This is a genomic window from Gordonia marina, assembly GCF_052036135.1.
In the GTDB taxonomy this organism is placed as follows: Bacteria; Actinomycetota; Actinomycetes; order Mycobacteriales; family Mycobacteriaceae; genus Gordonia.
Genome location: NZ_JBPSDN010000008.1, coordinates 1 through 24,857, shown reverse-complemented (window position 1 = coordinate 24,857; position 24,857 = coordinate 1). Strand labels below are relative to the sequence as shown.

Sequence of the window (24,857 nt, the reverse complement as noted above, 5' to 3'; positions counted from 1 at the left end):
GCGGCCGGAGGTCAGTCGACGGAGTCGAGCGAACCGGTGGTGACCACACCCGAGTCGCCGTCCACGGGCGCCGGCCCGTCGACCGGATCGGTAGTGGTCCCGGAGCCGTCGACCGGATCGGTGGCGGCTCCTGAGCCGTCGACCGGATCGGTGACGGCTCCGGACCTGCCGGCCGGATCGGCGGCGGACCCGGACCCGCCCGCCGAGGCGGCGACGGCCGCGGGGTCTCCTCCGAGGTCGTCGAGCTGCGCGACCTGATCGTCCTCGGAGGGCACCAGGGTGCTCGCCCGATCGATCGCGGACGGGATCGACCGGGTGAGCGCCTGCGTGCTGTCGATGATCGTGGCCGGATCCGGCGCGGCGGGCTGTGACGGCTGCGGCCGGAGCAGCCCACCGAGCCATTGCGGCACGTCGGACTCGAGACGGAACCAGCCACCGTCCTTCACGACGACACGGATCAGATCGCTGCGGAACTCGGGAACGATCGAGAGATCCGCGAGCCCGGCCACCCCCTGGACTCCGAGTCGGTCGAGGAGGCTCACCACCTCGTCACTGAGGACACCGTCGAGCGGCGCCGCCAGGCCCACGTCGAGCGGATTCTTGATCGCGAAGTCGGTGAGGCCGTCGTTTCTGTCGTACTGCTGGAACAGGAAGAGGATCGAGGTGCACGATCCCTTCCCGGTGGTCGCGGTGGCGTACACCGCGGAGCAGATCGGGTGGTCGGCGCCCGATGACGCCAGCGCCATGCCGCCCACCGCGGTCGCCGAGACGTCGCTGCCGTCCGTCGTGAGCGCCATGGCGAGTCCGCCGAGCCAGCCGCTCGCCGTCGCGTCTCCGCCGAACAGGCCGACGGCCAGCGCCGCCCCGAGCAGGGAGTCCGCGGTTCCGGTGCTGCGCATGCCACCGGCGGCGATCGCCGCGCTGAACGGGTCGCGGGCGTGGGCGCTGGCGGTCCCGGCGCTGGCCGGGAGGAGGCCCCCGGCGACGGCCGTGTTGAAACCCAGGCCCTTGATCTCGGCGCTGCTCCCCGGGCCGAGCGCCGCGACACCGTTCAGCGACGACAGGTCGAGGTCGGCGATGAACAGTCCGAGCACCCCGTCGGCGACCCGCGCCACGATGGACGGCGACGATCCCCGGCAGTCGGCGTACGGGCCGTGGATGCGGGGGATCGTCGTTCTGCTCGCGTCGTGGAATTCCGGGTCACCGGCCATGCATCCCGCCGAGACGGCCGTGACGGTATCCACCAATGCATGGGCGGGCGGCGCGGTCACCGTGGTTCCCGCGGCGACGGCGGCACTCGCACAGAGCACCGACGCACCGACCGCCACCCGCCTCGCCCGTACTGACATCGCCGATCGCATCGTCCCCATCGAAACCCTCCCCTGTTCAGATACCTCCGACGCGCCCACCGTAGGCGCCACCGGCGCACCTACCGGCCGGTTCCCGAGATTCCGGACCGATCGGCGCCGCCGTCTCGCACCCGAAGAACCGTCCCCGAACAGCGCTCGGCCCGCTCGCCTGGCAGGCGAGCGGGCCGAAGCGAGCCGTTGATCTAGTTGTCGAGGCCCCCGGCACCCGCGTCGGCTCCGCCACCGGAACCGGTGTCGGCCCCGGCCCCGGCTCCGTCGCCGGCTCCGGTCCCACCGCCGAGCTCCGTGTTCGACGTCGTGTCGGTGTCGGTGTCGGTGCTGTTGTCAGTGGTAGTGCTGTTGTCGGTGCCGGTGACCGTGAGGGCCGCCGGCGGGTCCACCGGCGGTACCACGATCTGCGGAGGGTCGTTCGGCGGCGTGACCTCCGGTGTCACCGAAGGCGTCGGCGCGTCGTTGACGACCAGCGGATACGTCTGGGTCACGTCTTCATCCGGCACGGCGGCCTTGTTCAGGACATCGCCGCCGCCGGTCGTGGAGTCGTCTGCCGAGAACGCAGTGATTCCAGCCAAGCCGGTCGAGTCCGCAGCAAGCGAGGTCGGGTTGGCGGCAAGCGAACTGGCCGACCCGATCAGCCCGCCGAGCGCGTCGAGAATCTGCAGGAACGGCCCCTGCGTGATCGTCGGCAGGTCGCCATTCAGTAGACCGCTCGTGCTCCAGGCACCGACGGTGAAGAGGTCGAGCGCGTTGAATTCCGAGAAACCAAGGCTCGGAATCAGATTCGCCAGACCGGTCGGGGTCGTGAAATCGAACGACGGCAGACTCAAGTAGTTCACGAATGTCGGCGACTGAACGCCGAGGAGACTCCCAGTGCCGTGCGTTTGAGCGGTGCCCGCGAACAACCCGAGGGAAGCCCCCAGCCAATCGATCGTGATCGGTGCCCCGCCCGCGACCGCAGCGAACCCATAGCTACTCGTCAGCGCCAGATTCTCCGGGCCATTGAGGCTCAGGCGAGCGAAGTCATCGAGCAGATAGATCGGCTGGCCGGTCAGCGCGTTGGCGACCACTGGGAGAAGCTGATCCGGGTCGGTGAGATAAGTCAGCAACGACAGCGGGTTGGTCAGCCCGAGCTGAAGCTCACCGGTCGGCTTGTTGTAGCGGCCGTCGATCAGCGCCGCGATGTCGACACAGGTCCCGGCGGTCCCGGAGTTCGCGTAGGCGAATCCGCCGAGGCAGAAGACCGTGTCGCCTGGCAGACTCGCCCTCGTCACTGCTCCACCGGTGACCTCCTCGACGAGGTCGCCGAGGGTGGGAAGGTCCACACCGATCCCGCCGAGAATGCCACCGAGAATCCCGCCCAGCCCCGGAATCTGTCCGATGATGTCGTCGACCGAGAGATTCCAGATGTCATCGAAGATCTGCGTGACACCGTCGGTGGCGAGCGCGACACCGAGGACGGAGATCGCGGTGGCGCTCGTCCCGGTCCCGATAGGCACGGCAATGGCCGTTCCCGGCAGTATTGCGATCGCCAGTTCATGACCTGGCTCAAGACCGACCAGACTCAGGATCTTGGTAACAACCTCGCTTATTTGCTCTGAACTCGCACCCGGAATGATGTCTGCCACCAGCGCAGAAATCTGATCGATGAGGTACTGCGGCCCGACGGCCACGCCCCCGAGGTAGCTGCCACTGGTGATTCCCAGCGCGTCGACCAGCTGGTCCTGCAGCTGAGTCACCTGCGTGTGGATTCCGGCGAGCGCACTGGTCACAGCCGGGATCGACGCGTGAGCCTGAGGCGGGGGCGTCACCGTGCCCGCGAGCAGTGCCGCCGATGCGCCGACCGAGGCGATCGCGAGTGCCTTGCGGCGGTTGCCCGGCGCGCTGAGTGACAGTGGAGTGGCCATGTGCATGCGTCCTTTGCAGCTGGTGTCCGATTCCCGGCGAAGCTGAGACTACGCTGAACGTGTCATGAGTCACATATAATCGGGAAAACTCCCGTTCCAGACTCGGATCCCCTCCGTCGGCCGACGCTCGCGGCCGCTTCGCGGCGACCGCCGACGGGGTGTGGACCACCACCGAAATCCCTGCGATGTGGCGCGTGCCACAATGTGGCGAGAAGGCGGCGCGTGGTACACTGCCGGAACGGCGCGCAAACGGAGGGGCACCTGTGGAGTACATGCCGGTGACGCAGTCGATGTTCCTCATCGCCGAGACGCGCGACCAGCCGATGCACGTCGGCGGCCTGCAACTCTTCATCCCCCGCGACGGGCAGAGCCCGGCGGAGCTGGCCGAGGAGGTGCACGCGAGGTTCATCGCGGTCACCGGTGTGCAGCCGCTCTTCCGCAAACGACCCGCCAGCCCGGCCGCCGTCATGGGCCTGACCGCCTGGCAGCACGACGACGAGATCGACTTCGATTATCACGTCCGCCGGATCGTGCTGCCCCGGCCGGGCGAGATCAAGAACCTCCTGCGGTACGTGTCCCTCAACCACGGCGCGCTCCTCGACCGGAACCGGCCGATGTGGGAGGTGCACATCATCGAGGGCCTCAGCGACGGCCGCATCGCCCTCTACACCAAGATCCACCACTCGCTGGCCGACGGCGTCACCGCGTTGCGCATCCTGCAGCGCAGCCTCACCACCGATCCGGACGATCGCAGCGGGACGTCGTTCTGGGACCCCGCGCTTCTCAGGCGCCGCCGCCCCCGGAAGCCGAAGACCCCGTCGGGGCTGCTGAGCAAGGTCACCGGCACGATCGGCTCGGCGGTCGGGCTCGCCGACGACCTGATCGGCCTCGGCCCGGCCGCCGCGAAGGTCGCGATCGCCGGCGTGTTCGACAAGGACTTCGTCGCCCCGATGCAGATGGCCCCGGTCACCGCGCTCAATGTGACGATCGGCTCGGCACGGCGCTTCGCCGCGCAGGACTGGCCCACCGACCGGCTGCGCGACGTCGCGCGCCGGCACGGGGTCACCTTCAACGACGTCCTGATCGCGATGTGCGCCGGTGCGCTGCGCCGCTACCTGCACGACCACCACGAACTCCCGGATTCCACCCTCACCGCGTGCCTGCCGGTCTCCCTGCACGGCGAGGGCGACGGCGACGGCAACGCGATCACCGCCATCATCGTCCGGATGGCCACCGACATCGACGACCCCGCCGAGCGGTTGCGGGAGATCCGCGCCTCGTCGTCGTCCGCCAAGAACATCGTGCGCGGCCTCAAACCGATCCAGTCGCTCGCGCTCGGTGCCGCGAACGCCTGGCCGCTGGCCTTCGCGACGGTGCCCGGCTTCGTCAAGTACACGCCGCACGGCTTCAACCTGATGATCTCCAGCGTGCCGGGGCCCGACATGCCGCTCTACTGGAACGGCGCCCGTCTCGACGGCTGCTACCCGGTGTCGATCCCGATGGACGGCCTGGCGATGAACATCACCATCACGACGGTCGGCGGCAAGGCCAGCTTCGGCATCATCGGCGCGCGCGCTCAGCTGCCCAGCCTTCAGCGCATCCTCGACCACCTCGACACCGCCCTGCTCGAGCTGGAAGACATCGCACCGATCGGCGCCTGACCAGGCACATCGTCGACAATCCTGAGACGCCTGACGTCGTGGCGTCTCAGTGGCTACTTGCCAGTAAGATTCCCCTACCCGAACAACCCGAGGGAGCGTCATGCAATACATGCCGGTGACCGAGTCGATGTTCCTCATCGCCGAGACACGCGACCAACCGATGCACGTGGGCGGGCTCCAGCTGTTCATTCCGCGCGACGGGCAGACGGCGGCCGAACTGGCCGACGAGATCCACGAGCGCTTCGAGGCCGCCACCGAGTTCCAGGACGCGTTTCTCCGCCGGCCGGCCGGCAGCGTCGCCGGCTATCTGGCGTGGCAGCACGCCGACGAGATCGACTTCGACTACCACGTCCGGCGCATCGCGCTGCCCCGGCCCGGCGAGATCAAAGACCTGCTGCGCTATGTCTCGCTCAACCACGGCACGCTGCTCGACCGCTCCAAGCCGATGTGGGAACTCCACATCATCGAGGGCCTGAAGGACGGCCGGCTCGCCCTCTACACCAAGGTCCACCACTCGACGGTCGACGGCGTCACCGCACTGCGGATGCTGCAACGTTGCCTCAACACCGATCCCGAGGACCGCTCGGGCACGGCGTTCTGGGACGCCCACCTCCGGCGTCGCCGCAGGAAGCGGGCACCGAAGCCGGAGAAGAGCCTGTTCGGCAAGGTCACCGACACCGTCGGCACGGTGGTGCGCACCGCCGACGACATCGTCGGCCTGGCGCCCGCGGCGGCCAAGGTCGCCGTCTCCGGCATGCGGAACAAGGACTTCGTCCCGCCGATGAAGGCCGCGCCCAAGACGATGCTGAACGTCCCGATCGGCGCCGCCCGTCGCTTCGCCGCGCAGGACTGGCCCACCGAACGCATCCGCGCCGCCGCCCGCCGGCACGGCGTCACGGTGAACGACGTCATCCTGGCCATGTGCTCGGGCGCCCTGCGCGCGTACCTGTCCGATCACGACGCCCTGCCCGACGAATCGCTCACCGCGATGGTCCCGGTCTCCCTGCACGACGCCGAGTCCGAGGGGAACAACGTCACCGCGATCCTGGCCCGGCTCGCCACCGACCTGCCGGCCCCGGCCGATCGGCTCCGCGAGATCCGCGCGTCCACCGCGTCGGCCAAGAACGTGGTCCGCGGGTTGCGCCCGCTGCAACAGCTGGCCCTCGGCGCGGCCAACCTCTGGCCGCTGGCGTTCTCCCCAATGCCCGGCGGACTCGATCTGTCCCCGCAGATGTTCAACGTGGTGATCTCCAACGTCCCCGGAACCGACGAGCAGCTGTACTGGAACGGTGCTCGGCTCGACGGCTGCTACCCCGCGTCGATCCCGGTCGAGGGGCAGGCGATGAACATCACGATCACCTCGGTCAGCGGCAAGACCGCCTTCGGGATCACCGGCGCCCGCGCCCAGTTGCCGAGCCTGCAGCGCATGCTCGACCACCTGGAGACCGCGCTCGGCGAACTCGAAGTGATCGACCCGATCGACGACTGATCCGGCCGGTCCGCGTCGTGTCTGGGGGCCCGGAGATCGATGACCCGCACCACAGTGCGCACGCGCGGGCTGGCTTGCTTTATTACTCACGAGTAATGTCCCGGGAGGACCCGTCTCACCTGCCAAGTTAGGTAAACCTTGGCGGCGCTGAGCACGGTCGAACCTCTACGGTATTACCGAATACATGTCGGGTTTCGCGCCATCCTCCGGGCTGTCGGCGCGCGACCGCGGTAACGACCTCAAGAAAGGCCGGTACATCCCATGACGACCACGACGGTTGTGATCGGATCCATCGCGGCGATCATCAGCCTCTTCTGCTGGGCGATCTTCCTCAGCGGCGTCGGCAAGATGGTGCTCGCGATCGCCCAGGGCGAGAAGGTCGAGCGAACACGCTTCGCCTACCTGGGCTCCCGATTCTGGACGATGCTGAAAGAGTTCGTCGGTCACACCCGGATGGTGAAGTTCCGGACCGTCGGCTGGGCCCACTGGCTCGTCATGTTCGGCTTCCTGATCGGCGCCATCTTCTGGTTCGAGGCGTACGGGCAGATCTTCGATCCGCACTTCCACTGGCCGGTCATCGGTGCGTGGGACATCTACATCTTCGCCGACGAGGTCCTCGGCCTGGGCACCGTCATCGGTATCACCACCCTGATCATCATCCGTCAGCTGAACCACCCGCGCGTCCCCAAGCGGCTGTCCCGGTTCGGCGGCTCGGACTTCAAGGCGGCCTACTTCGTCGAACTCGTCGTCCTCATCGAGGGCCTCGGCATGATCTTCGTGAAGACCTTCAAGATCGCGACGGGCATGGAGAACCCACCGATCTGGACGTCGTTCTTCACCCACTACTTCGCCGAGCTGTTCGGCCACCCCTCGCACTACTGGGTCACCGCGGCGGCCGTCATCAAGCTCATGAGCGGCATGATCTGGCTCGCCGTCGTCGGCTACAACATCGACTGGGGCGTCGCCTGGCACCGCTTCGCCGCGTTCCCCAACATCTTCTTCAAGCGGGAGAGCGACGGCACCCCCGCGCTCGGCGCGATCAAGCCGATGATGAGCAACGGCAAGGTCCTGGAGATGGAGACCGCCGATCCGGACGTCGACTCGTTCGGCGCGGGCAAGATCGACGACTTCTCGTGGAAGGACCTGCTCGACTTCACCACCTGCACCGAGTGCGGCCGCTGCCAGAGCCAGTGCCCGGCGTGGAACACCGGTAAGCCCCTGTCGCCGAAGCTGATGATCATGTCGCTCCGCGACCAGGCGCTCGGCGGCGCCCCGTACCTGATCGCCGGCGGCAAGAAGGACATGGAGGGCAACGAGGTCGGGCTGGTCGACGCCGAGGGCAACCCCGACGAGGCCCGGCTCGCCAAGATCCCCGAGGCCGCCCGCACCATGGCCGAGCGCAAGCTGGTCGGCGAGTCCGAGGGCACCACCGGCGCGATCATCGACGCCGAAGCCCTGTGGAGCTGCACCACCTGCGGTGCCTGCGTGGAACAGTGCCCAGTCGACATCGAGCACATCGACCACTTCATCGACATGCGGCGCTACCAGGTGCTGATCGAGTCGGACTTCCCGACCGAACTGGCCGGCCTGTTCAAGAACCTGGAGAACAAGGGCAACCCCTGGGGCCAGCCGCAGGCCCAGCGCACCGCCTGGATCGACGAACTCGACTTCCACGTGCCGGTCTACGGCCAGGACGTCGAGTCGTTCGAGGGCTACGAGTACCTGTTCTGGGTCGGCTGTGCCGGCGCCTACGAGGACCGCGCCAAGAAGACCACCAAGGCCGTCGCCGAGCTGCTGAACATCGCCGCCGTCGACTTCATGGTCCTGGGTCAGGGCGAGACCTGTACCGGCGACTCCGCCCGGCGCGCGGGCAACGAGTTCCTGTTCCAGATGCTGGCGCAGCAGAACATCGAGACCTTCAACGAGCTCTTCGGCACCGCCCCGCAGCAGCGCCGCAAGATCGTCGTGACGTGTGCCCACTGCTTCAACGCGATCTACAACGAGTACCCGCAGGTGGCGTCGCTGAACGGCGAGGCCAGCGCGGGTCAGTACGAGGTGGTCCACCACACCCAGCTGCTCAACCGCCTGGTGCGGGAGAAGCGCCTGGTTCCGGTGGCGCCGGTCGGCGGCCGCGAGGTCACCTACCACGACCCCTGCTACCTGGGTCGCCACAACACCATCTACGACGCGCCGCGTGAACTGATGGAGGCCTCCGGCTCCACCCTCACCGAGATGCCGCGCCATGGCTCACGCTCCATGTGCTGTGGTGCCGGCGGCGCGCGCATGTGGATGGAGGAGCAGATCGGCAAGCGGATCAATATCGACCGCGTCGACGAAGCCCTCGACACCCTCTCCGGCACCCCGGACGGCGAAGACACCAAGCTGATCGCCACCGGCTGCCCGTTCTGCCGCGTGATGCTGACCGACGGCGTCACCGCCCAGACCTCGGGCACCGAGCTCGAAGAGAAGGTCGAGGTGGTCGACGTCGCCCAGATGATCCTGGAGGGCGTCAAGCGCGGCCGGCCCGAGGGCGTGACCCGCGGCGACAAGCACCACGGCCCCAAGTGGGTCGCCAAGCCGGAACCGGAGCCCGAACCCGAGCCGGAGCCCGCACCGGTCAAGGCCGCGCCCGCGGTCAAGGCCGCGGCACCCGCGGCGGCGGCACCGGCGGCCGGTGGTCTGGCCAAGCCGGGCGGACTCAAGAAGCCCGGCGGCTTGAAGAAGCCGGGTGCCGCGGAAGCCGCCGCACCGGCCGCACCCGCCGAGGGCGGTCTGGCCAAGCCGGGCGGACTCAAGAAGCCCGGTGGCCTGAAGAAGCCCGGTGCCGCGGCCCCGGCCGCACAAGCCGCGGCACCCGCCGAGGGCGGCCTCGCCAAGCCGGGCGGTCTGAAGAAGCCCGGTGGCCTGAAGAAGCCTGGCGGGCTCAAGAAGCCCGGTGCGGCAGAGGCTCCCGTCGCGGAGGCAGCGGCCACGGAGGCTCCGGCCGCCGAGACCGCGCCGAACGGTCTCAAGAAGCCGGGAGGTCTGAAGAAGCCGGGTGGCTTGAAGAAGCCCGGCGGGCTCCAGAAGCCCGGCGCCGCTGAGGCCGCCGAAGCCGCGACGACCGAGCCGGCTCCGGCCGACACCGCGGTGGCGGCCGAGGCGACCACCTCGGCGACCGAGGGCAACGCCAAGGGCTTCGGTATGGCCGGCGGGCTCAAAAAGCCGGGTGTCAAGAAGCCCGGCGCCGGGAGCGCAGCGAGCGGGCCGAATGGCACCGGCGCTCCCAAGCCCGCCGCTGCCACGGCGACTCCGGCCGATGTCGACGCCGAGATCGCCGAGGAGATCGAAGCCGTCGATCCGGGCGCCGCCGCAATGGCGGAGTCGGCGCAGGAGCAGGCCGCGGAGACCGCGGCCGCGACCACCGAGGCGACGCAGGGCAAGGCCAAGGGCTTCGGCATGGCCGGTGGCCTCAAGAAGCCCGGCGGCGGGTTGAAGAAGCCCGCTCCGGCCGCCGAGGCACCCGCGGCGGAGCCGATCGAGGACGTGACCCTCGACGATGCCCCGGTCACCGAGGACACCGCCGAGTCCGTGGACGCCGAGTCCGACGCGCAGGTCGCTGACGCGGCGATCGCCGCCGAGACCGAGGTCGCGGCGGCCGGTGCCGCCACCACCGCGGGCACCGAGGGCAAGGCCAAGGGCTTCGGCATGGCCGCGGGCAAGAAGCGCCCCGGCAAGTAGCCCGGCGCAGGTAGCAGCGACAGACGGCCCGGACTCCGAGTGGAGTCCGGGCCGTCGCGCATCCGGGCTTTCGTCAAACATCCTCGCCTCGACGTCGTTGTCGCTCAGAGTGGGCAGACCAGGCGTCGCAGCTCCCCCGGGGATGACCGGCCAACGGCGCTGTCGCAACATCAACGCTGGCGGTGCATCATCGAGTTCTGCCCCGCCACAGACGGGGGAAGCCGTATCTCAGGCACCTCGCCTACCGTGGTCGCCATGACCTCCGCCGAGTACCCGACCGACGAGTTCCCCGGCCCTGGCACCTCACCCGTGCGGTCCCACCCAGTCGGTCCGGCGATCCGCCTGACCGATCCCCGGTTCTTCGTCCTGATCGCCGCGCTGGCCGGCACGTCGGCGCTCACCGCGGTCCTCGGCGTCACCGATCCGGCCGCGCCCCTGAGCTATCCGAGCCGGTTCCTGATCTGGAATCTGTTTCTCGCGTGGATCCCACTGGCCTTCGCCCTCGCGTTCGCGGTCGTGCGCCGCCGGATCTGGCTGCTGCCGCTCGGTCTCCTGTGGCTCGCGTTCCTGCCCAACGCGCCGTATCTGATCACCGACCTGGTGCACCTCCGCGAGGGTTACGACCTGTGGCGCCACGTGCTGCAGTACGGGGTGGCCGCCTGGACCGGGATCATGCTCGGCGTGGTGTCGATGCGGCTCGTGCATCGGCGGATCGCCGCCGGGTTCGGCCGCATCGCCGGCTGGGCGGTGATAGCCGCGAGCGTCGCGCTGTGCGCGGTCGGTGTGGTGATCGGCCGCTTCCAGCGCTGGAACTCCTGGGATCTGATCGATCGCCCCGACGCGGTGGTGACCGGGACTCTCGACTGGGTGCGCGATCCCCTCTCGTCCGTCGAATCCACCGGTGTCGCCGCGGCGATCGCCGCCTTCCTCGCCCTGGCCTATCTGACGGTGTGGTCGTACGAGGCGATCGCCGCCCCACCGCGAACGGGCAGATCGGCCTGACCCGTACGGGTCAGACCGACGCCGTACACGGCACGGCGGCGCACATGCGGGTCGGTACGATCCGGCTCAAGCCTCGGCGTATCGCACGACCAGCGGCGCGTGATCGGAGAGCCGCCGGTCGGCCGCGGGCTCCTTATCGACCCGCACCGACCGCGCACGGCGCGCCAGACCCGGCGTCGCGAGCTGGTGGTCGATCCGCCATCCGACATCCTTGGTGAAGCTCTCGCCCGCCCAGCTCCACCAGGTGAGCGGGCCCGGCCGGTCGCCGTGGAGGCGGCGCACCACGTCGATCAGCCGCCGCGGCCCGATGATCGAGCCGAACCATTCCCGCTCCTCGGGCAGAAAGCCCTCCATCTTGCGCGCCGGCCGCCAGTTGGTCACGTCGTGCTCGCGGTGGGCGATGTTCAGATCCCCCACCAGCAGGAACTCCCGGCCGGACCGCAGCGCCGCCCGGCGGTTCCGGTCCAGCTCCCGCGCGAAGGCCGCGAGGAACCGCATCTTGCGCGCATGCTTGGCACCGCCGTCCGGCTTCTCGCGCATCGATCCCGGCTTCTGCAGGTCCGCGGGCAGACCGCCCTTGGGCAGATACAGCGAGGCGACGGTCAGCGGCCGGTCGGCCAGGTCCACCTCGAGGTAACGGCCCTCGGCGGCGAACTCGCCCAGTCCCCGCGCCACCGGCGGCGTCACGTCCCAGCTGCGCACGGCCGCCGGCGCCACCCGGGTCAGCACAGCCACCCCGTTGCGGCCCGGGATCGATCCGACGTCGTACGCCGCGTGATAGCCGGGGAATTCGCCGACATCGGCGGCGCCGCACCGCAACTCCTGGATCGCGACCACCTCGGGTCCGCGTTGCGCCAGCCAGTCGCCGAACCCCCGGCGGCGCGCCGCCCGGATCCCGTTCACATTGAACGACGCGACCTCGAACCCACCGTCGTCGCCCGGTCCGCGCAGCTGCACCATGACCATCACCCTGCCGGACCCGTCGCAGGGAATCCATTTGCCCCCGGCTGTCAGAATGGAACCCGTGAGCCGACCGCATGTATCCCACCAGAACCTGAACCTGCGCACCCTCGAGCAGTCCGACAAGCTCAAGAACGTGTGCTACGAGATCCGGGGACCGGTGCACGAGCACGCGGCGCGCATGGAGGCCGAGGGCCACCGCATCCTGAAGCTCAACATCGGCAACCCCGCCCTGTTCGGCTTCGAGGCCCCCGACGTGATCATGCGCGACATGATCCACGCCCTGCCCTTCTCGCAGGGCTACTCCGACTCGCTCGGCGTGCTCCCGGCCCGCCGCGCCATCGTCACGCGCTACGAGCTGATCAGCGAGTTCCCCTACTTCGACGTCGACGACGTACTGCTCGGCAACGGGGTCTCCGAGCTGATCACCATGACCATGCAGGCGCTGCTGAACGACGGCGACGAGGTGCTGATCCCCTCGCCCGACTACCCGCTGTGGACGGCGATGACCGCGCTCTCCGGCGGCACGCCCGTGCACTACAAGTGCGACGAGGCCGCCGACTGGAATCCCGACCTCGCCGACATCGAGGCCAAGATCACCGACCGCACCAAGGCGATCGTCGTGATCAACCCGAACAACCCGACCGGCGCCGTCTACTCGCGCGAGGTGCTGGCCGGGATCGTCGAGATCGCCCGCAGGCACTCGCTGCTGATCCTGGCCGACGAGATCTACGACAAGATCCTGTACGACGACGCCGTGCACACCTCGATCGCCTCGCTGGCCCCCGACATGCTGGTGCTCACCTTCAACGGCCTGTCCAAGGCCTACCGGGTGTGCGGCTACCGCGCCGGCTGGGTCGTCATCACCGGTCCGAAGGACCACGCGAAGGGCTTCATCGAGGGCCTGCACACCCTGGCGTCGACCCGGCTGTGCAGCAACGTACCCGGCCAGCACGCCATTCAGGTGGCGCTCGGCGGCTACCAGTCGATCGACGCGCTGTGCGCCCCGGGCGGCCGGCTGTACGAGCAGCGCACCGTCACGGTCGACAAGCTCAACCAGATCCCCGGCGTCAGCTGCGTCACGCCGAAGGGCGCGCTCTACGCGTTCCCCAAGCTCGATCCGAACGTGCACGAGATCCACGACGACGAGAAGTTCGTCCAGGACCTGTTGCTCCAGGAGAAGATCCTGGTGGTCCAGGGCAGCGGCTTCAATCTCGACGACACCGCGCACTTCCGGATCGTCACACTGCCGTGGGCGCAGGACCTGTCCGAGGCCATCGACCGGATCGGCAACTTCCTCTCGTCGTACCGGCAGTAGCGGGTCGGCGCCCGGCCTCCTCCCGGGTGCTAACTTTTGCTACCACTTATCTGTGACGAGTGGTAACGTCCAGTGAAACCGGCCTTCCAGAGGAGAATGCACCCATGGTTTCCTGGCACCGCTCCACCGTGTCGAACGACGAGGTCGAGATCGCGGTCTTCGAGCTCGACTCCCCCGGCTCCGGCAAGGCCGGCCGGCCGACGGTGATCCTGGTCCACGGCTGGCCCGACACCCATCACCTGTGGGATCGCGTCGCGCCCCTGCTCGGCGACGACCTCCGCGTCATCGCGTACGACACCCGCGGATACGGCGAGAGCACCCGACCCGAGCACGTCGAGGCCTACGCGCTCACGCACCTCGCCGACGACCTGTTCGACGTGATCGACGCCGTCAGCCCCGGTCGGCCGGTCCACCTGCTGGCGCACGACTGGGGCAGCGTGCAGACCTGGGAGGCGGTGACCCGGCCCGGCGCGCAGCAGCGCATCAAGAGCTTCACCTCGGTGTCCGGCCCCAACCTGGACTACCTCGGCGAGTGGGCGCGCGCCAATCTGGCGCATCCGACGCCCGGCAACCTCGCCCGCGCCCTGTCGCAGGTCGCGTCGTCGGCGTACACCGGCTTCTTCCAGTTGCCGGTACTGCCGCAGCTGTTTTTCTCGGCCGTCGGCTCGGAGAAACTGTGGACCGAGTTCCTGCACGTCATCGAGGGCACCCCGCGCGAGAACGTGTCACTCGGCGACACCCTGAAGCAGGACATGGTGTCCGGCCTGCGTTTCTACAGCGCCAACATCCGGCAGAAGCTGGCCCACCCGGATCCGCGGCCCACCGATGTACCGGTGCTCGAAGTGGTCAACGACCGCGACATCGCGCTGCGCCCGGCGATCTACCAGTACACGCACACGCACGCGAGCAAGCTCTGGCGCAAGGACAGCCCCACCGGCCACTGGCTGCCGTACACCAAGCCCGGGTACGTCGCCGCGACCGCGCGCGAGTTCATCGACCTGATCGAGAACGGCACGTCGAGCGCCCCGAACACCATCGACCGGGCGCGCCGGCTCGGCCCGCCGCAGCGGCTCGGCGGCAAACTGGCCGTGATCACCGGCGCGGGCAGCGGCATCGGCCGGGAGACCGCGTACGCGCTCGCCGAGCTCGGGTGCGAGGTGGTGCTCGCCGACATCAACGTCGACGGCGCCGAGGAGACCGCCACCGAGTGCAAGGCCAAGGGCGTCCTGACCAGCGTGTACCCGCTCGACGTGTCGAGCACCGAGGCCGTCGACGAGTTCGCCGAGGCGGTGCGCGCGGCCCACGGCGTACCCGACATCGTCGTCAACAACGCGGGTATCGCACTGGCCGGTTCCGCGCTGGCGGCGTCCGACGCACAGGTCGACCGCATCCTGGCGATCAATCTGCGCGGCGTGATCTCGGGCAGCCGCGCCTTCGGCCGCCAGATGGTCGAGCGCGGCGTCGGCGGCCACATCGTGAACCTCTCGTCGGCATCCGCGTTCACCCCGCAGCGCGACATGGCGCTCTACTCGGCCACCAAGGCCGGCGTGCTGATGTTCTGCGAGTCGCTGCGCGCCGAGCTGGCCGAACACCGCATCGGCGTCACCGCGATCTGCCCCGGCATCGTGCACACCAACATCACCGCCGCCACCGAGATCGCCGGGGTCGACGACGAGGCGGGCAACCGCAAGCGGATCGACGACTTCTACGCGCGCCGCGGCTTCACCCCGGACAAGGTGGCACGCGACATCGTGAAGGCCATCCTCGCCAACAAGGCCGTCGTTCCGGTGACCCCGGAGGCCAAGTTCGGCTACCGCTCCTACCGGTTCTTCCCGTGGGCGTCGCGTATCGCCGCCCGGGCCAAGCTCGCGAAGTAGCCGTTCCCCCGTTCCGACCAAGGCAGGAGTCAACGATGACCCGGCACCCGAACCAGTCCACTCCGGAAACCGATCCGGGCAAGGTGGAGCTGCACGCCCGCAACGTCCGCTTCGACCTCTCGGCGGCCCCGCTGCACTGGATCCCCGGCCATCCGGTCGCGTCCAACTTCATCACCGTGCTGAATCTCCTTCTCCCCGAAGGCGAGCGCTGGTTCGTGCAGACCTTCAACGAGGCGCTGCCGATGATCAACGACGAGGCCCTCGCCGCCGACATGCGCGGATTCATCGGGCAGGAGGCGATGCACGCCGAGGCGCACGACAAGGCCGTCGTGGAGTGGCTGAACCGCCACGGCATCGAGACCAAGGCGTACACCGACCAGATGGAGTGGATCTTCCGGCGCGCCCTCGGCCCGCGCGACGGCGGCACCCCGGAACAGCGGCAGAAGCACCTGATCGAGCGGCTGTGGCTGATCGCCGCGATCGAGCACTACACCGCGATCCTCGGCGACTTCGCCCTGAACTGTTCGTGGGCGGAGGCCGGCGCCGACCCGAACATGACCGATCTGTTCACCTGGCACGGCGCCGAAGAGGTGGAGCACCGCGCCGTCGCGCACGACGCCGCGGCGTATTTCGCGGACAGCATGGTCCACCGGGCGCGGGCGATGGCCCTGGCACTGCCGTTCCTGGCCCTGCTCCTGGTGCGCGGCTTCCGCTTCATCATGAACTCGGACGACTCGGTGAACATCGGCATGATCGGCAAGTTCACCGGGTACTGGCGCGGTGGGCGGGCGAACGTGCTGCCGAAGATCCGGCATCTCCTGCTGGCCACCTTCACCTACTTCCGGCCGACCTTCCAGCCCACCGACATCGGTGACACCGCGCAGGCCGTGGCCTATCTCGCCTCATCCCCGGGTGCCCGGCAGGCGGTCTGATGAACCACATCTTCCACGAGCACACGACGAGCTTCACCACCGAGCCGCCGCACCTGTACGGCCGGTGGCGGCGTGATCCCCTGCTTCGGGTGACCACCGGGCTGCGCAAGACCTGGTTCCCGTTCTGGGGGGCGCTCGAACGGCTGCGCCCGCTGCCCGCCGACGACGGCCTGCGCACGCTGGAGATCGTCGGGCGCGAGGTGGTGGCCCAGGACGAGAACGTCATCGCGCTGACCTTCGCGGCCGCGGACCGGTCGGTGCTCCCCGAGTGGCATCCCGGCGCCCATCTCGACCTGCATCTGCCCTCGGGCCGGATGCGCTCGTATTCGCTGTGCGGGGATCCCGGAGACCGTCGTACCTACCGCATCGCCGTGCGCCGCATCCCCGAGGGCGGCGGCGGGTCGATCGAGGTGCACGACACCCTGTCCGTCGGCGACACCGTCACGATCCGCGGCCCGCGCAACGCCTTTCCCGTCGCGCTGCCCGGATTCGGTTCCGCGGCACCGCGATTGCGGTTCATCGCCGCCGGCATCGGGATCACCCCGATCCTGCCGATGCTCGCGATGGCCGACCGCTTCGGCGTCGAGTGGTCGATGATCTACTCCGGCCGCAGCGCCGACTCCATCCCCTTCATCGACGAGCTGGCCCGCTACGGCGACAAGGTGACCGTCCGCACCGACGACGTCGACGGCCTGCCGTCGATGGACGAGCTGGTCGGGCCGACCACGCGGCGCCCGCACGGCGAGACCGACCTCGCGATCTACTGCTGCGGCCCGGTCGTGATGCTGGAGGCGCTGCGCACCCATCTCGTCGGACGCGGCGACATCGAACTGCACTACGAGCGTTTCTCGCCGCCGCCGATCGTCGACGGCACCGAGTTCGAGGTGGTGCTCAACTCGACCGGGGAACGTCTCACCGTCCCCGCCGATCAGTCGGTGCTGACCGTCATACGCGCGGTCCGCCCGGATGCGCCCTACTCGTGTCAGCAGGGTTTCTGCGGCGCCTGCAAGATGCACTCCACGGCCGGCGAGGTGGACCACCGCGACGGCCTGCTCACCGAACCCGAACGCGAGGCCGGGTACTTCCTGCCCTGCGTCTCCCGCTGCCACTCCCCGGAACTGTCCGTCGACGCCTGACTTCCACGACGGCCGAGCGAAATCCCACGACGGTCGAGCGAAATCCCACGACGGTCGAGCGAAGTCGAGACCACCCCGCTCGACGCCTCTGCCACAATCGACGTCATGACCGAATACCGGATCGAGGACTTGGCGCGGGCCGCGGGCACCACCGTCCGCAATGTGCGGGGCTATCAGGACCGTGGCCTCATCCCGCGCCCCATCCGGCGCGGCCGGGTCGCCATCTACACCGACCAGCACCTCGCGCGCTTGCGGGTGATCGCCGACCTGCTCGGCCGCGGCTTCACGATGGCGCACATCAACGACTTCATCTCCGGACTGCAACGGGGCGACGACCTGGTCGAAGTCCTCGGACTGAAGGACCTCCTCGCCGAGCCGATTCAGCGCACGCCCACCCAGCGGATGACGGCGGCGCAGCTGCACGAGCAACTCGGCACCGACGACCCGGACGTGGTGCAGCGACTGATCGATTTCGGTCTGGTCAACAAGCTCGACGGGGACGAGTACCTGGCCACCGACACCGACACCCTCGACGCCTACCGCTCGCTGATGGCGATCGGCATCCCGCTGACCTACATCCTCGATCTGCAGCGCCGGCTCGAGGACGACCTTCAGGTCGCCGCCCGCACCCTCATCACGGCGGGCCGCGCGGCCATCACCGAGGGCCGTTTCGACGGCTGGATCCCGGAGAGCGACGAAGAGGAGGACTGGGCGATGACCTTCGTCCGCCAGCTCCGCCTCACCGGCCGTATCGCGGCGCACAACACCCTGAACCGCGCGCTCGATCGGGAACTCGGCCGCCAGCTCGACGATTACCTCGCCATCGCCAAGGCGCGCCGCCACAGCGAGCGCGCCGCGGACACCGCGTAACTCCACCCGCCCGCCGATAGGGGTCGTGGCCACATCCGGAACAGTGTCGTTGACGTGCTCCATTGCGCCTGTACAAATGTACATGTACTTTTGTACAGGTCCCCCGCAGGACAGGAGATGCCATCGTGTCGACCCCCAAACGCGATCCGAACGGCCGCCGCGAGCAAATCGTCGGCGCCGCAGCCGACCTGCTGAGAGACGGCGGCGCCAAGCTGACCCACCGACTGGTCGCCCAGAAGGCCGGCGTCCCGCTGGGATCCACCACCTACTACTTCGCCTCCCTCGACGACCTGACCGCCGCGGCGCTGGAACTCCTCGCGGCCGGCGTCGACGCCGATCTCGCCGAGACGACCGACCTGCTCGCGGCGAGTGACCGGTCGCCGGAGACCGTCGCCCGTCTCTTCCACGACTATCTGACCGATACCGACCGCGTCCGCACCGAGGTCGCGCTCTACATCGGCGCCCTCGCACGACCCGAACTGGTCGCCCTGAGCCGTCGCTGGTTCGACGGCCTGGTGACCCTCCTGAGCACCTTGACCGACCCGACGACCGCGCGCCTGCTGGCGGTCTTCGTCGACGGCGCCTGCATGCATGCCGCCCTGCACGACGAGCCCCTCGATCTCGCCCTCCTCGAACACCTCACCCGCACCTTGATGGAGCCGAAGTGAACGTCCTCGACGCCCCCGCGATCAAGCCGGACGGCACCCTGCGCGACGAACTGCCGCCGTGGCGGCGCTGGGCGTCGCTCACCGTCCTGTCTCTCGCGCTGCTGACCGTCGTGATGGACCTGACGGTCCTCAACGTCGCACTGCCGTCGATCAGCGCGGAACTGCATCCGTCGGCCACCGGCCAACTGTGGATGGTCGACGCGTACTCGCTGATCCTGGCCGGTTCGCTGATCACGATGAGCGGTCTCGCCGACCGCTGGGGCCGCAGGCGAATGCTGATGATCGGCTTCGCCCTCTTCGGCCTGGCCTCACTGCTCGTGCTGTGGGCCGACTCCACCGCCGCAGTGATCGCCCTCCGCGCCCTCCTGGGCCTGGGCGGCGCGATGATCATGCCGACCACGCTGTCGATGCTGCGCGTCAGCTTCACCGACAACCGCGAGCGGACTCTCGCCCTCGGAGTCTGGGCCGCGGTCTCGGCCGCCGGTGCCGCAGTGGGTCCGATCATCGGCGGCCTTCTGCTGGAACACTTCTCGTGGCACGCGGCGTTCCTGGTGAACGTCCCGCCGATGGTCATCGCGCTGATCGCGGCGGCGGTCCTGCTGCCCGAATCCCGGGTCGCGGTGACCGGACGGTGGGACGCGCTCTCATCGCTGCTGTCGATCGCCGGCGTGGCCGCACTGGTCTGGTCCATCAAGGAGTTCGGCAAGCACTTCGTCACCGACGGTCTGGCGAACGCCCCCGCGTGGATCGTGCTCATCGCGTCGATCGGGCTGCTTACCGCCTTCGTCCTGCGCTGCCTGCATCGGCCCGATCCACTCCTGGACGTACGGCTCTTCACGCGCCGCCAGCTGACCGCGGGCATCCTGGCGGCCCTGTTCTCGATGGTCGCGATGGGCGGAGGCCTGCTCCTCCTGGCGCAGTGGCTCCAGTTGGTCGAGGGATTCTCCCCACTGGCGGCCGGCTACCGCCTCCTTCCGTTCGCGGCGGGCGCGATCGTCACCTCGCTGTTCGCCCGATGGCTCACCGACATGCTCGGCGCGCGCGTCGTGATGACACTTGCCCTCCTGCTCCCCGCAGCCGGCTTCGCCCTCCTCTACCTCGCACCGGCGCCGCTGGGCCTCGGGTGGGTGGCTGCGGCGATGGGACTGCAGGGCGCGGGCGCAGGCGCCCTGGCGATCGGCTCGGCGATGATCATGTCCGGCAGCCCACAGGACAAGGCGGGAAACGCCGCCGCGCTGGAGGAGACCGCCTACGACCTCGGCAACGTCTTCGGTGTGGCCGTGCTGGGCACGATCTCGGCGGTGATCTTCGCCGGCCGCCTCCATTCGCCGATCCCGGGAGCCGACAACTCCCTCGCCGAGGCGCTGGAGATCGCCGAGCAGCGCCACCTGCCCGAGCTCGCCGAGGCAGCGCGGTCCACGTTCACCGAGTCGCTGGTTCAGGTCGGCCTGGTCGGCGCGATCCTGCTCACCGTCGCGGCACTCGTCGTGTTCGCGCTGACCCCGCGCGGGCTGGACCTCGACATCCAGCACTGACCGGCGAGCGAGTCAGCGGCGATAGACCGTCGTGAACGCCTTCCGCGCGTCGGCGCGACCGGCCGCCACCTGATAGGCGGTCAGCGTCACCGCGGCCGGTTCCACATCGAGCGTCATGAATCCACGGTCCGTGTAGTTCTCGTACCTCGCGCGGAACCGCCGGGACGACGACGCGTGCACGGTCTTGGCGGCGGCGCCCGCGATGATCTGGCGGGTGCCCTTGAGTCCGGGCACCGCGTCGAGCACCTGCTGGCTGTGGTCGTGCCCGGAGAACAGGAAGTGCGCGCGGCCCGCGACATGCCGTTCGAGGAAGTCCTTGAGCCACTGGCCGTTGAGCGGCGCGGGCAGGCCGTCGAAGGCGCCGGCCGGACCGTGGGGACCATTGTTGGCGTACGGGTGATGCGTGCAGACGATGGTCCACGGCGCCGTCGACGCGCGGAGTCCGCGATCGAGCCAGCGCGCCTGCTCCGTCATGTACCGGCCGCCGGGCTCCCACTCCGGTGACAGGATCGGCGGAATGTACGCGGCGAGCGGGTTGACGTCGAGCACGAAGATCTCGGCCACGCCGAGGTCCACCGAGTAGTACCGCGACGGCATGTACCAGCGCCGGGACCGGCGATGATAGGCCACCTCGGCGTCGCCACGCCGCAGCCAGCCGCCGTCACCGGGGAAGACCGCCGAGTTGTCGTGGTTGCCGAGCGCCATCAGCCACGGAAAGTCGAGACTCGCGTTCGGCTTCTCGAACTTGGTGTGGAACTGGACGTCGTCCGGACCGTTCGGGCCGCTCTCGTAGATGTTGTCGCCCAGCCCCAACGCGATGTCGAAGGGTTTACGCGCGTGGATCTCCCGCGCCGCCCGGGTGACGGCGAACTGCGGCGCCTCGCCGGTGCCCGCGTCGCCGGTGACGAGGACATGGAGGCGATCGGCGCCTTTCGGCAACGTGAAGTGCGTGGCGGCCGAGGCGGTTCCGCTCCCGATCCGGCCACCTCCGAGCGTCGCGGCAGCACCCGCGACGGCGGCACCCGCAAGAAGGGAACGTCGTTTCAGGCCGGAATCGACCGGCCGGGGACTGTTGTCGGTCACGCCGGAATGGTGGCATACGAGCGTGAACGCGACGCCGCCGCGCGGTGGCCGGGAAGTGTCCCGCCCGTCGCGCCCGCGCATCGGAATCGAACGGCGCGCTAACGAATACGAAGGGAGAGAACATCTCCCGACTCGGTGCCTGCGGTGAGCCGGTGCGGGTCAGCCGGATCGACGGCGACGGAGGTGACCGGCTGCCCGACGTCGTAGGTGCACCGCACCCCGGTCGTGGGGTTCACCGCGACCAGCCGGCCGGTGGCGCTCGCGACGGCTAGGCGCCCATCGGGCAGCAAGGCGAGATCGTCGAGCGTCCCGGGCAGCGGCGCGGTGAGGTCGAGAACCTTGGCGGCCGCCGGGTCGCCGATCGGCACGACCACCACGCGCCCGGTGGCGCTGGTGGTGGTCGTGACGTAGAGCAGGCTGCCGACCGCCGTGATGCCGTTGGTGCCGTAGGACAGTGCGAGCGGACCGGGCGCCATCGCCTTCGGCGCACGCGCCGTCCAGCCCCGATCGATGGACCCGTTCGGACGGACCCGGAACAGACCGGCGCCGCTGTCGGCGACGTACAGCGCCCTGTCGGGCCCGAAAGTCAGACCGTTCGGCATGGTGAATCCGCGGGCGAAGACGTGCGCCTTCGGCGCCGCCTGCCGGGGGTCGAAACGGACCACCGTCCCGCGCCGGGGCCCGCCGGGGATTTCATTGAGCGGGCTGGTGCCGCTGTTGACGTACATCAGCCCGTCGGGCCCCTGCGCGATGCCACCCGGCTCGCTCACCGCGACCGATCCGGTCTTCCGGCCGGACGGCGAGTAGCGGTCGACCGTCCCCCGCAGGACTCTGGTCACCCACAGGTCGCCCTGCGCGTCGTACGCGAGATTCTCCGACCAGTCGGCGACCGGCGTCCGCGCGGGAACGGCGACCGATGTCGTCAGCCGTCCGCACGACGAATCGGCTCCCGCCGCGGCCACCGGCGCGATCGCGCCCGCCACTCCGGCAGCGGCCGCGGCGACGAGGGACAACACGGAAGTTCGCAGACTATGCACGCGCACGACGCTACTCGCGACCGCTCGCGGGCGGAATCGTCGCGCGGTCCGGAAATCGCCTGCCCGATTGGTGCACGACACCAAACCCGGCACCTTGACGTCCAAATCACATCAGCCACATCAGTCTCAAACTGTCGTCGAATCGAGACCGTCCGACGCGCGTCACCGACGTCATCCGACGATAGCGTTGACACAATGCGCCGCCCCGTCCTCCGCAGCCTCGCCTGCGCCGCCACCGCGACGATCCTGCTGGCCGCCTCGGCCTCACCGAGTTCCGCCGATCCCACCGGCCCCGCGGGTCCGGCGAACACCGCCCAGGCCACCCCGCCGAATCTTCGACCCCTCCCGGGCCAGGTGATCGACGGCGTCGACCGGATCGTGCCGCCGGCCACGATCCCGACGCTGAAGACCATCCCGCAGCGCGCACAGGCGCCCGGCTACAGCCACGCGACGCTCGAACTGCGTAATGCCGTCCTGCCGTCACCGGTCGGCGATCCGATGTTCGACCGGTGGCCCGCCGGGCTGGACAAGCGCAAGCCGGGCGACGTGCTGGCGACCCGCGATGTGTCGGGCACCGCGGGATTCCTGGTGACCGTCCCCATCGCCCGCGCGACGATGCTGAAGTACCGCTCCACGGACGTCCAGGGCCAGCCGATCTTCGGCACGGCCACCGTCATCGAGCCGCGGGAGGCGTGGCACGGGCCCGGCGACCGGCCGATCCTGGTGAACAACGTCCCGATCAACGGTCTCGGCGTCAAGTGCACCGCCGGCTACACCCTGGCCCACGGCCTCTCCGACAAGACCAACCAGACCGACCTGTTCCCGCCGACCACGCAGTGGGCGCTGTCCCGTGGCTACACCGTGATCGTGCCCGACCACGAAGGACCGCGCGAGGCCTACGCCGAGCCGACCATGGCCGGCCACATCGTGCTCGACGCCATCCGGGCCGCCGCGAAGTACGCGCCCGCGAAGTACGCGGCCAGCCGGGTCGCGGTGACCGGCTATTCCGGCGGCGCGATCGCCACCGACGGCACCGCGAAGGTGCTCGCCGACTACGCGCCGGATCTGGTCCCGCGGATGGTCGGGGCGGCCCTCGGCGGCGTGCCCGCCGACTTCCGGATGCTCGCCGGCGCGATGAACGAGAACGTGGCGACGGGCGTGATGCTCGCGGCCACCCTCGGCGTCGCCCGGGAACGGCCGGAGATCCTGGACATGGCCAACAACCTCGGCGCGCAGCTGGCCACGTCGACGTTCAAGGATTCGTGCGGCTCCAGCTACGGCCTCGCCGCTCCGTTCCAGCTTCCGGCGCAGCTGTTGTCGAGCGACCCCGATCCGTTCAACTCCGCGGTGGCCGAGCACATCTACCGGGTGACCCAGATGGCCGACAAGAAGTCGGCCGTACCGCTGTACATCTATCACGGCGCGCAGGAGATCTGGATCCCGGTGCAGGGCGCCCGGAACCTCTACGCCGAGCAGTGCCGGCTCGGCGCGAACGCGACCTACCGGGAGGTGCTCGGCGAGCACCTGTCGGCGGCGCTGATCGGCTATCCGGGTGTCCTCGACTGGCTCGACGCCCGCCTCCGTGGCGTCCCCGCGACCAGCGAGTGCCCGAAGCCGAAGGCCTCCTGACCCCCACGCCGCACGACGGCCCGCCACACCGGTCTGCCGACTACTCGCCACATCGCCCGGCATTCATCACGCCGTCCCCACCGCGCGCGCCACACCAAGCTGACACCTGAACACATCGCATGACGGCCCTCTCCACCAGCCCGGCGCCCGCTCGTCACCCGACCCGCAACTCACCACGTCGGCCGCCACAGCGCCCCCACCAGGCTGACGTCTACCCACGCCTCACGACGGCCCGAGCCGCCAGCCGCCGTCCGTCACACCGACCGGCCATTCACCACGCCGGCTGAACCAGACGGGCCCTCGGGCCCGGCTGAGTCGAAGCCAAGCTCCTGGCGAGCGCTCAGCCGATGACGATCGGGGGCAGACCGGGAATCGGGTTCGGAATGGTGCGGCGGTTGTCCGGCCGCGGACGGGGCCGGGGCTTCGGACCGGTCGGGGCGACCGTAGTAGTGCCCCATAAGGTGGTGTAACTCGGTGGCCGAGATCGTCTCCGACTTCGTGTCGGGACGGACGTAGAGCGGCCACCGTGTGATCCTTCGAGTCAACCGTCTAAAGAATCCTCGAACGGAGTCATCACGATGACCGCACCTCATATTGTCGACCCTGCAGGCCTGCTTGGCCAAGCCCTCGCCGACGCGTCACCGGATCTGATGCGCGAGCTGCTGCAAA

General features: G+C 69.3%; 17 protein-coding genes. 12 read left to right on the top strand and 5 right to left on the bottom strand.

The window, feature by feature from the left end; translation table 11 throughout:
* Nucleotides 1-11: 11 nt before the first annotated feature.
* Together ACSEEN_RS06620 and ACSEEN_RS06615 are read right to left on the bottom strand one after the other, a co-directional pair.
* On the bottom strand, nt 12-1,370 hold the full coding sequence (locus tag ACSEEN_RS06620; protein WP_440712690.1) for a hypothetical protein: 1,359 nt from the start codon (nt 1,368-1,370) through the stop codon (nt 12-14).
* 182 nt (nt 1,371-1,552) lie between these two features.
* The gene (locus ACSEEN_RS06615; protein WP_440712689.1) at nt 1,553-3,271 is read right to left on the bottom strand and encodes a hypothetical protein; all 1,719 of its coding nucleotides are present in this window, start codon (nt 3,269-3,271) and stop codon (nt 1,553-1,555) included.
* Between the two features lie 263 nt (nt 3,272-3,534).
* Between ACSEEN_RS06615 and ACSEEN_RS06610 the strand changes: the two genes are divergently transcribed.
* From ACSEEN_RS06610 to ACSEEN_RS06595, 4 genes are all read left to right on the top strand, one after another.
* Entirely contained in the window at nt 3,535-4,932 is a 1,398-nt protein-coding gene (locus ACSEEN_RS06610; protein WP_440712688.1) for a WS/DGAT/MGAT family O-acyltransferase, read from the top strand.
* A 100-nt stretch (nt 4,933-5,032) separates the two neighbouring features.
* Nucleotides 5,033-6,421 (top strand): WS/DGAT/MGAT family O-acyltransferase, encoded by a 1,389-nt coding sequence (locus ACSEEN_RS06605; RefSeq protein WP_440712687.1) that lies wholly within the window; start codon nt 5,033-5,035, stop codon nt 6,419-6,421.
* A 261-nt stretch (nt 6,422-6,682) separates the two neighbouring features.
* Nucleotides 6,683-10,141: a (Fe-S)-binding protein gene (locus tag ACSEEN_RS06600; RefSeq protein ID WP_440712686.1), complete on the top strand. Its 3,459-nt coding sequence runs from the start codon at nt 6,683-6,685 to the stop codon at nt 10,139-10,141.
* Nucleotides 10,142-10,483: 342 nt separating this feature from the next.
* Nucleotides 10,484-11,143 carry a DUF1361 domain-containing protein gene (locus ACSEEN_RS06595; protein WP_440712790.1) on the top strand — a complete coding sequence of 220 codons (660 nt, stop codon included), beginning with the start codon at nt 10,484-10,486 and terminating at the stop codon, nt 11,141-11,143.
* A 66-nt stretch (nt 11,144-11,209) separates the two neighbouring features.
* Here the strand turns inward: ACSEEN_RS06595 and ACSEEN_RS06590 are convergent, their stop codons facing one another.
* Nucleotides 11,210-12,103, bottom strand: coding sequence for an exodeoxyribonuclease III (locus ACSEEN_RS06590; RefSeq protein ID WP_298440946.1), 894 nt, complete (start codon nt 12,101-12,103; stop codon nt 11,210-11,212).
* A gap of 64 nt (nt 12,104-12,167) precedes the next feature.
* Here ACSEEN_RS06590 and ACSEEN_RS06585 point away from each other — a divergent pair, with 64 nt between their 5' ends.
* The 7 genes from ACSEEN_RS06585 to ACSEEN_RS06555 all read left to right on the top strand — a co-directional run bounded on the left by ACSEEN_RS06585 (nt 12,168) and on the right by ACSEEN_RS06555 (nt 20,439).
* Nucleotides 12,168-13,421 carry a pyridoxal phosphate-dependent aminotransferase gene (locus tag ACSEEN_RS06585; RefSeq protein ID WP_440712685.1) on the top strand — a complete coding sequence of 418 codons (1,254 nt, stop codon included), beginning with the start codon at nt 12,168-12,170 and terminating at the stop codon, nt 13,419-13,421.
* 104 nt (nt 13,422-13,525) lie between these two features.
* On the top strand, nt 13,526-15,298 hold the full coding sequence (locus ACSEEN_RS06580) for an SDR family oxidoreductase (protein WP_440712684.1): 1,773 nt from the start codon (nt 13,526-13,528) through the stop codon (nt 15,296-15,298).
* A gap of 35 nt (nt 15,299-15,333) precedes the next feature.
* Nucleotides 15,334-16,230, top strand: coding sequence for a metal-dependent hydrolase (locus ACSEEN_RS06575; RefSeq protein ID WP_298440952.1), 897 nt, complete (start codon nt 15,334-15,336; stop codon nt 16,228-16,230).
* Nucleotides 16,230-17,366, top strand: a complete 1,137-nt coding sequence (locus ACSEEN_RS06570) for a PDR/VanB family oxidoreductase (RefSeq protein ID WP_440712683.1) — start codon at nt 16,230-16,232, stop codon at nt 17,364-17,366. Before ACSEEN_RS06575 ends, ACSEEN_RS06570 begins: the two co-directional genes overlap by 1 nt.
* Before the next feature lie 105 nt (nt 17,367-17,471).
* A complete protein-coding gene (locus tag ACSEEN_RS06565) occupies nt 17,472-18,236 on the top strand; it encodes a MerR family transcriptional regulator (RefSeq protein ID WP_298440955.1) in 765 nt (254 codons plus the stop codon).
* A gap of 125 nt (nt 18,237-18,361) precedes the next feature.
* On the top strand, nt 18,362-18,904 hold the full coding sequence (locus ACSEEN_RS06560; protein ID WP_298440957.1) for a TetR/AcrR family transcriptional regulator: 543 nt from the start codon (nt 18,362-18,364) through the stop codon (nt 18,902-18,904).
* Nucleotides 18,901-20,439: an MFS transporter gene (locus ACSEEN_RS06555; protein WP_440712682.1), complete on the top strand. Its 1,539-nt coding sequence runs from the start codon at nt 18,901-18,903 to the stop codon at nt 20,437-20,439. The genes ACSEEN_RS06560 and ACSEEN_RS06555 overlap by 4 nt, the downstream gene beginning before the upstream one ends.
* Nucleotides 20,440-20,451: 12 nt before the next feature.
* Here ACSEEN_RS06555 and ACSEEN_RS06550 read toward each other — a convergent pair whose 3' ends face one another.
* Nucleotides 20,452-21,522: a metallophosphoesterase gene (locus ACSEEN_RS06550; protein WP_298440961.1), complete on the bottom strand. Its 1,071-nt coding sequence runs from the start codon at nt 21,520-21,522 to the stop codon at nt 20,452-20,454.
* 98 nt (nt 21,523-21,620) lie between these two features.
* Nucleotides 21,621-22,538: an SMP-30/gluconolactonase/LRE family protein gene (locus ACSEEN_RS06545; RefSeq protein WP_440712681.1), complete on the bottom strand. Its 918-nt coding sequence runs from the start codon at nt 22,536-22,538 to the stop codon at nt 21,621-21,623.
* Nucleotides 22,539-22,754: 216 nt separating this feature from the next.
* On the opposite strand from ACSEEN_RS06545, the gene ACSEEN_RS06540 reads away from it, so the two are divergent.
* On the top strand, nt 22,755-24,188 hold the full coding sequence (locus ACSEEN_RS06540; RefSeq protein WP_440712680.1) for a lipase family protein: 1,434 nt from the start codon (nt 22,755-22,757) through the stop codon (nt 24,186-24,188).
* Nucleotides 24,189-24,857: the final 669 nt, after the last annotated feature.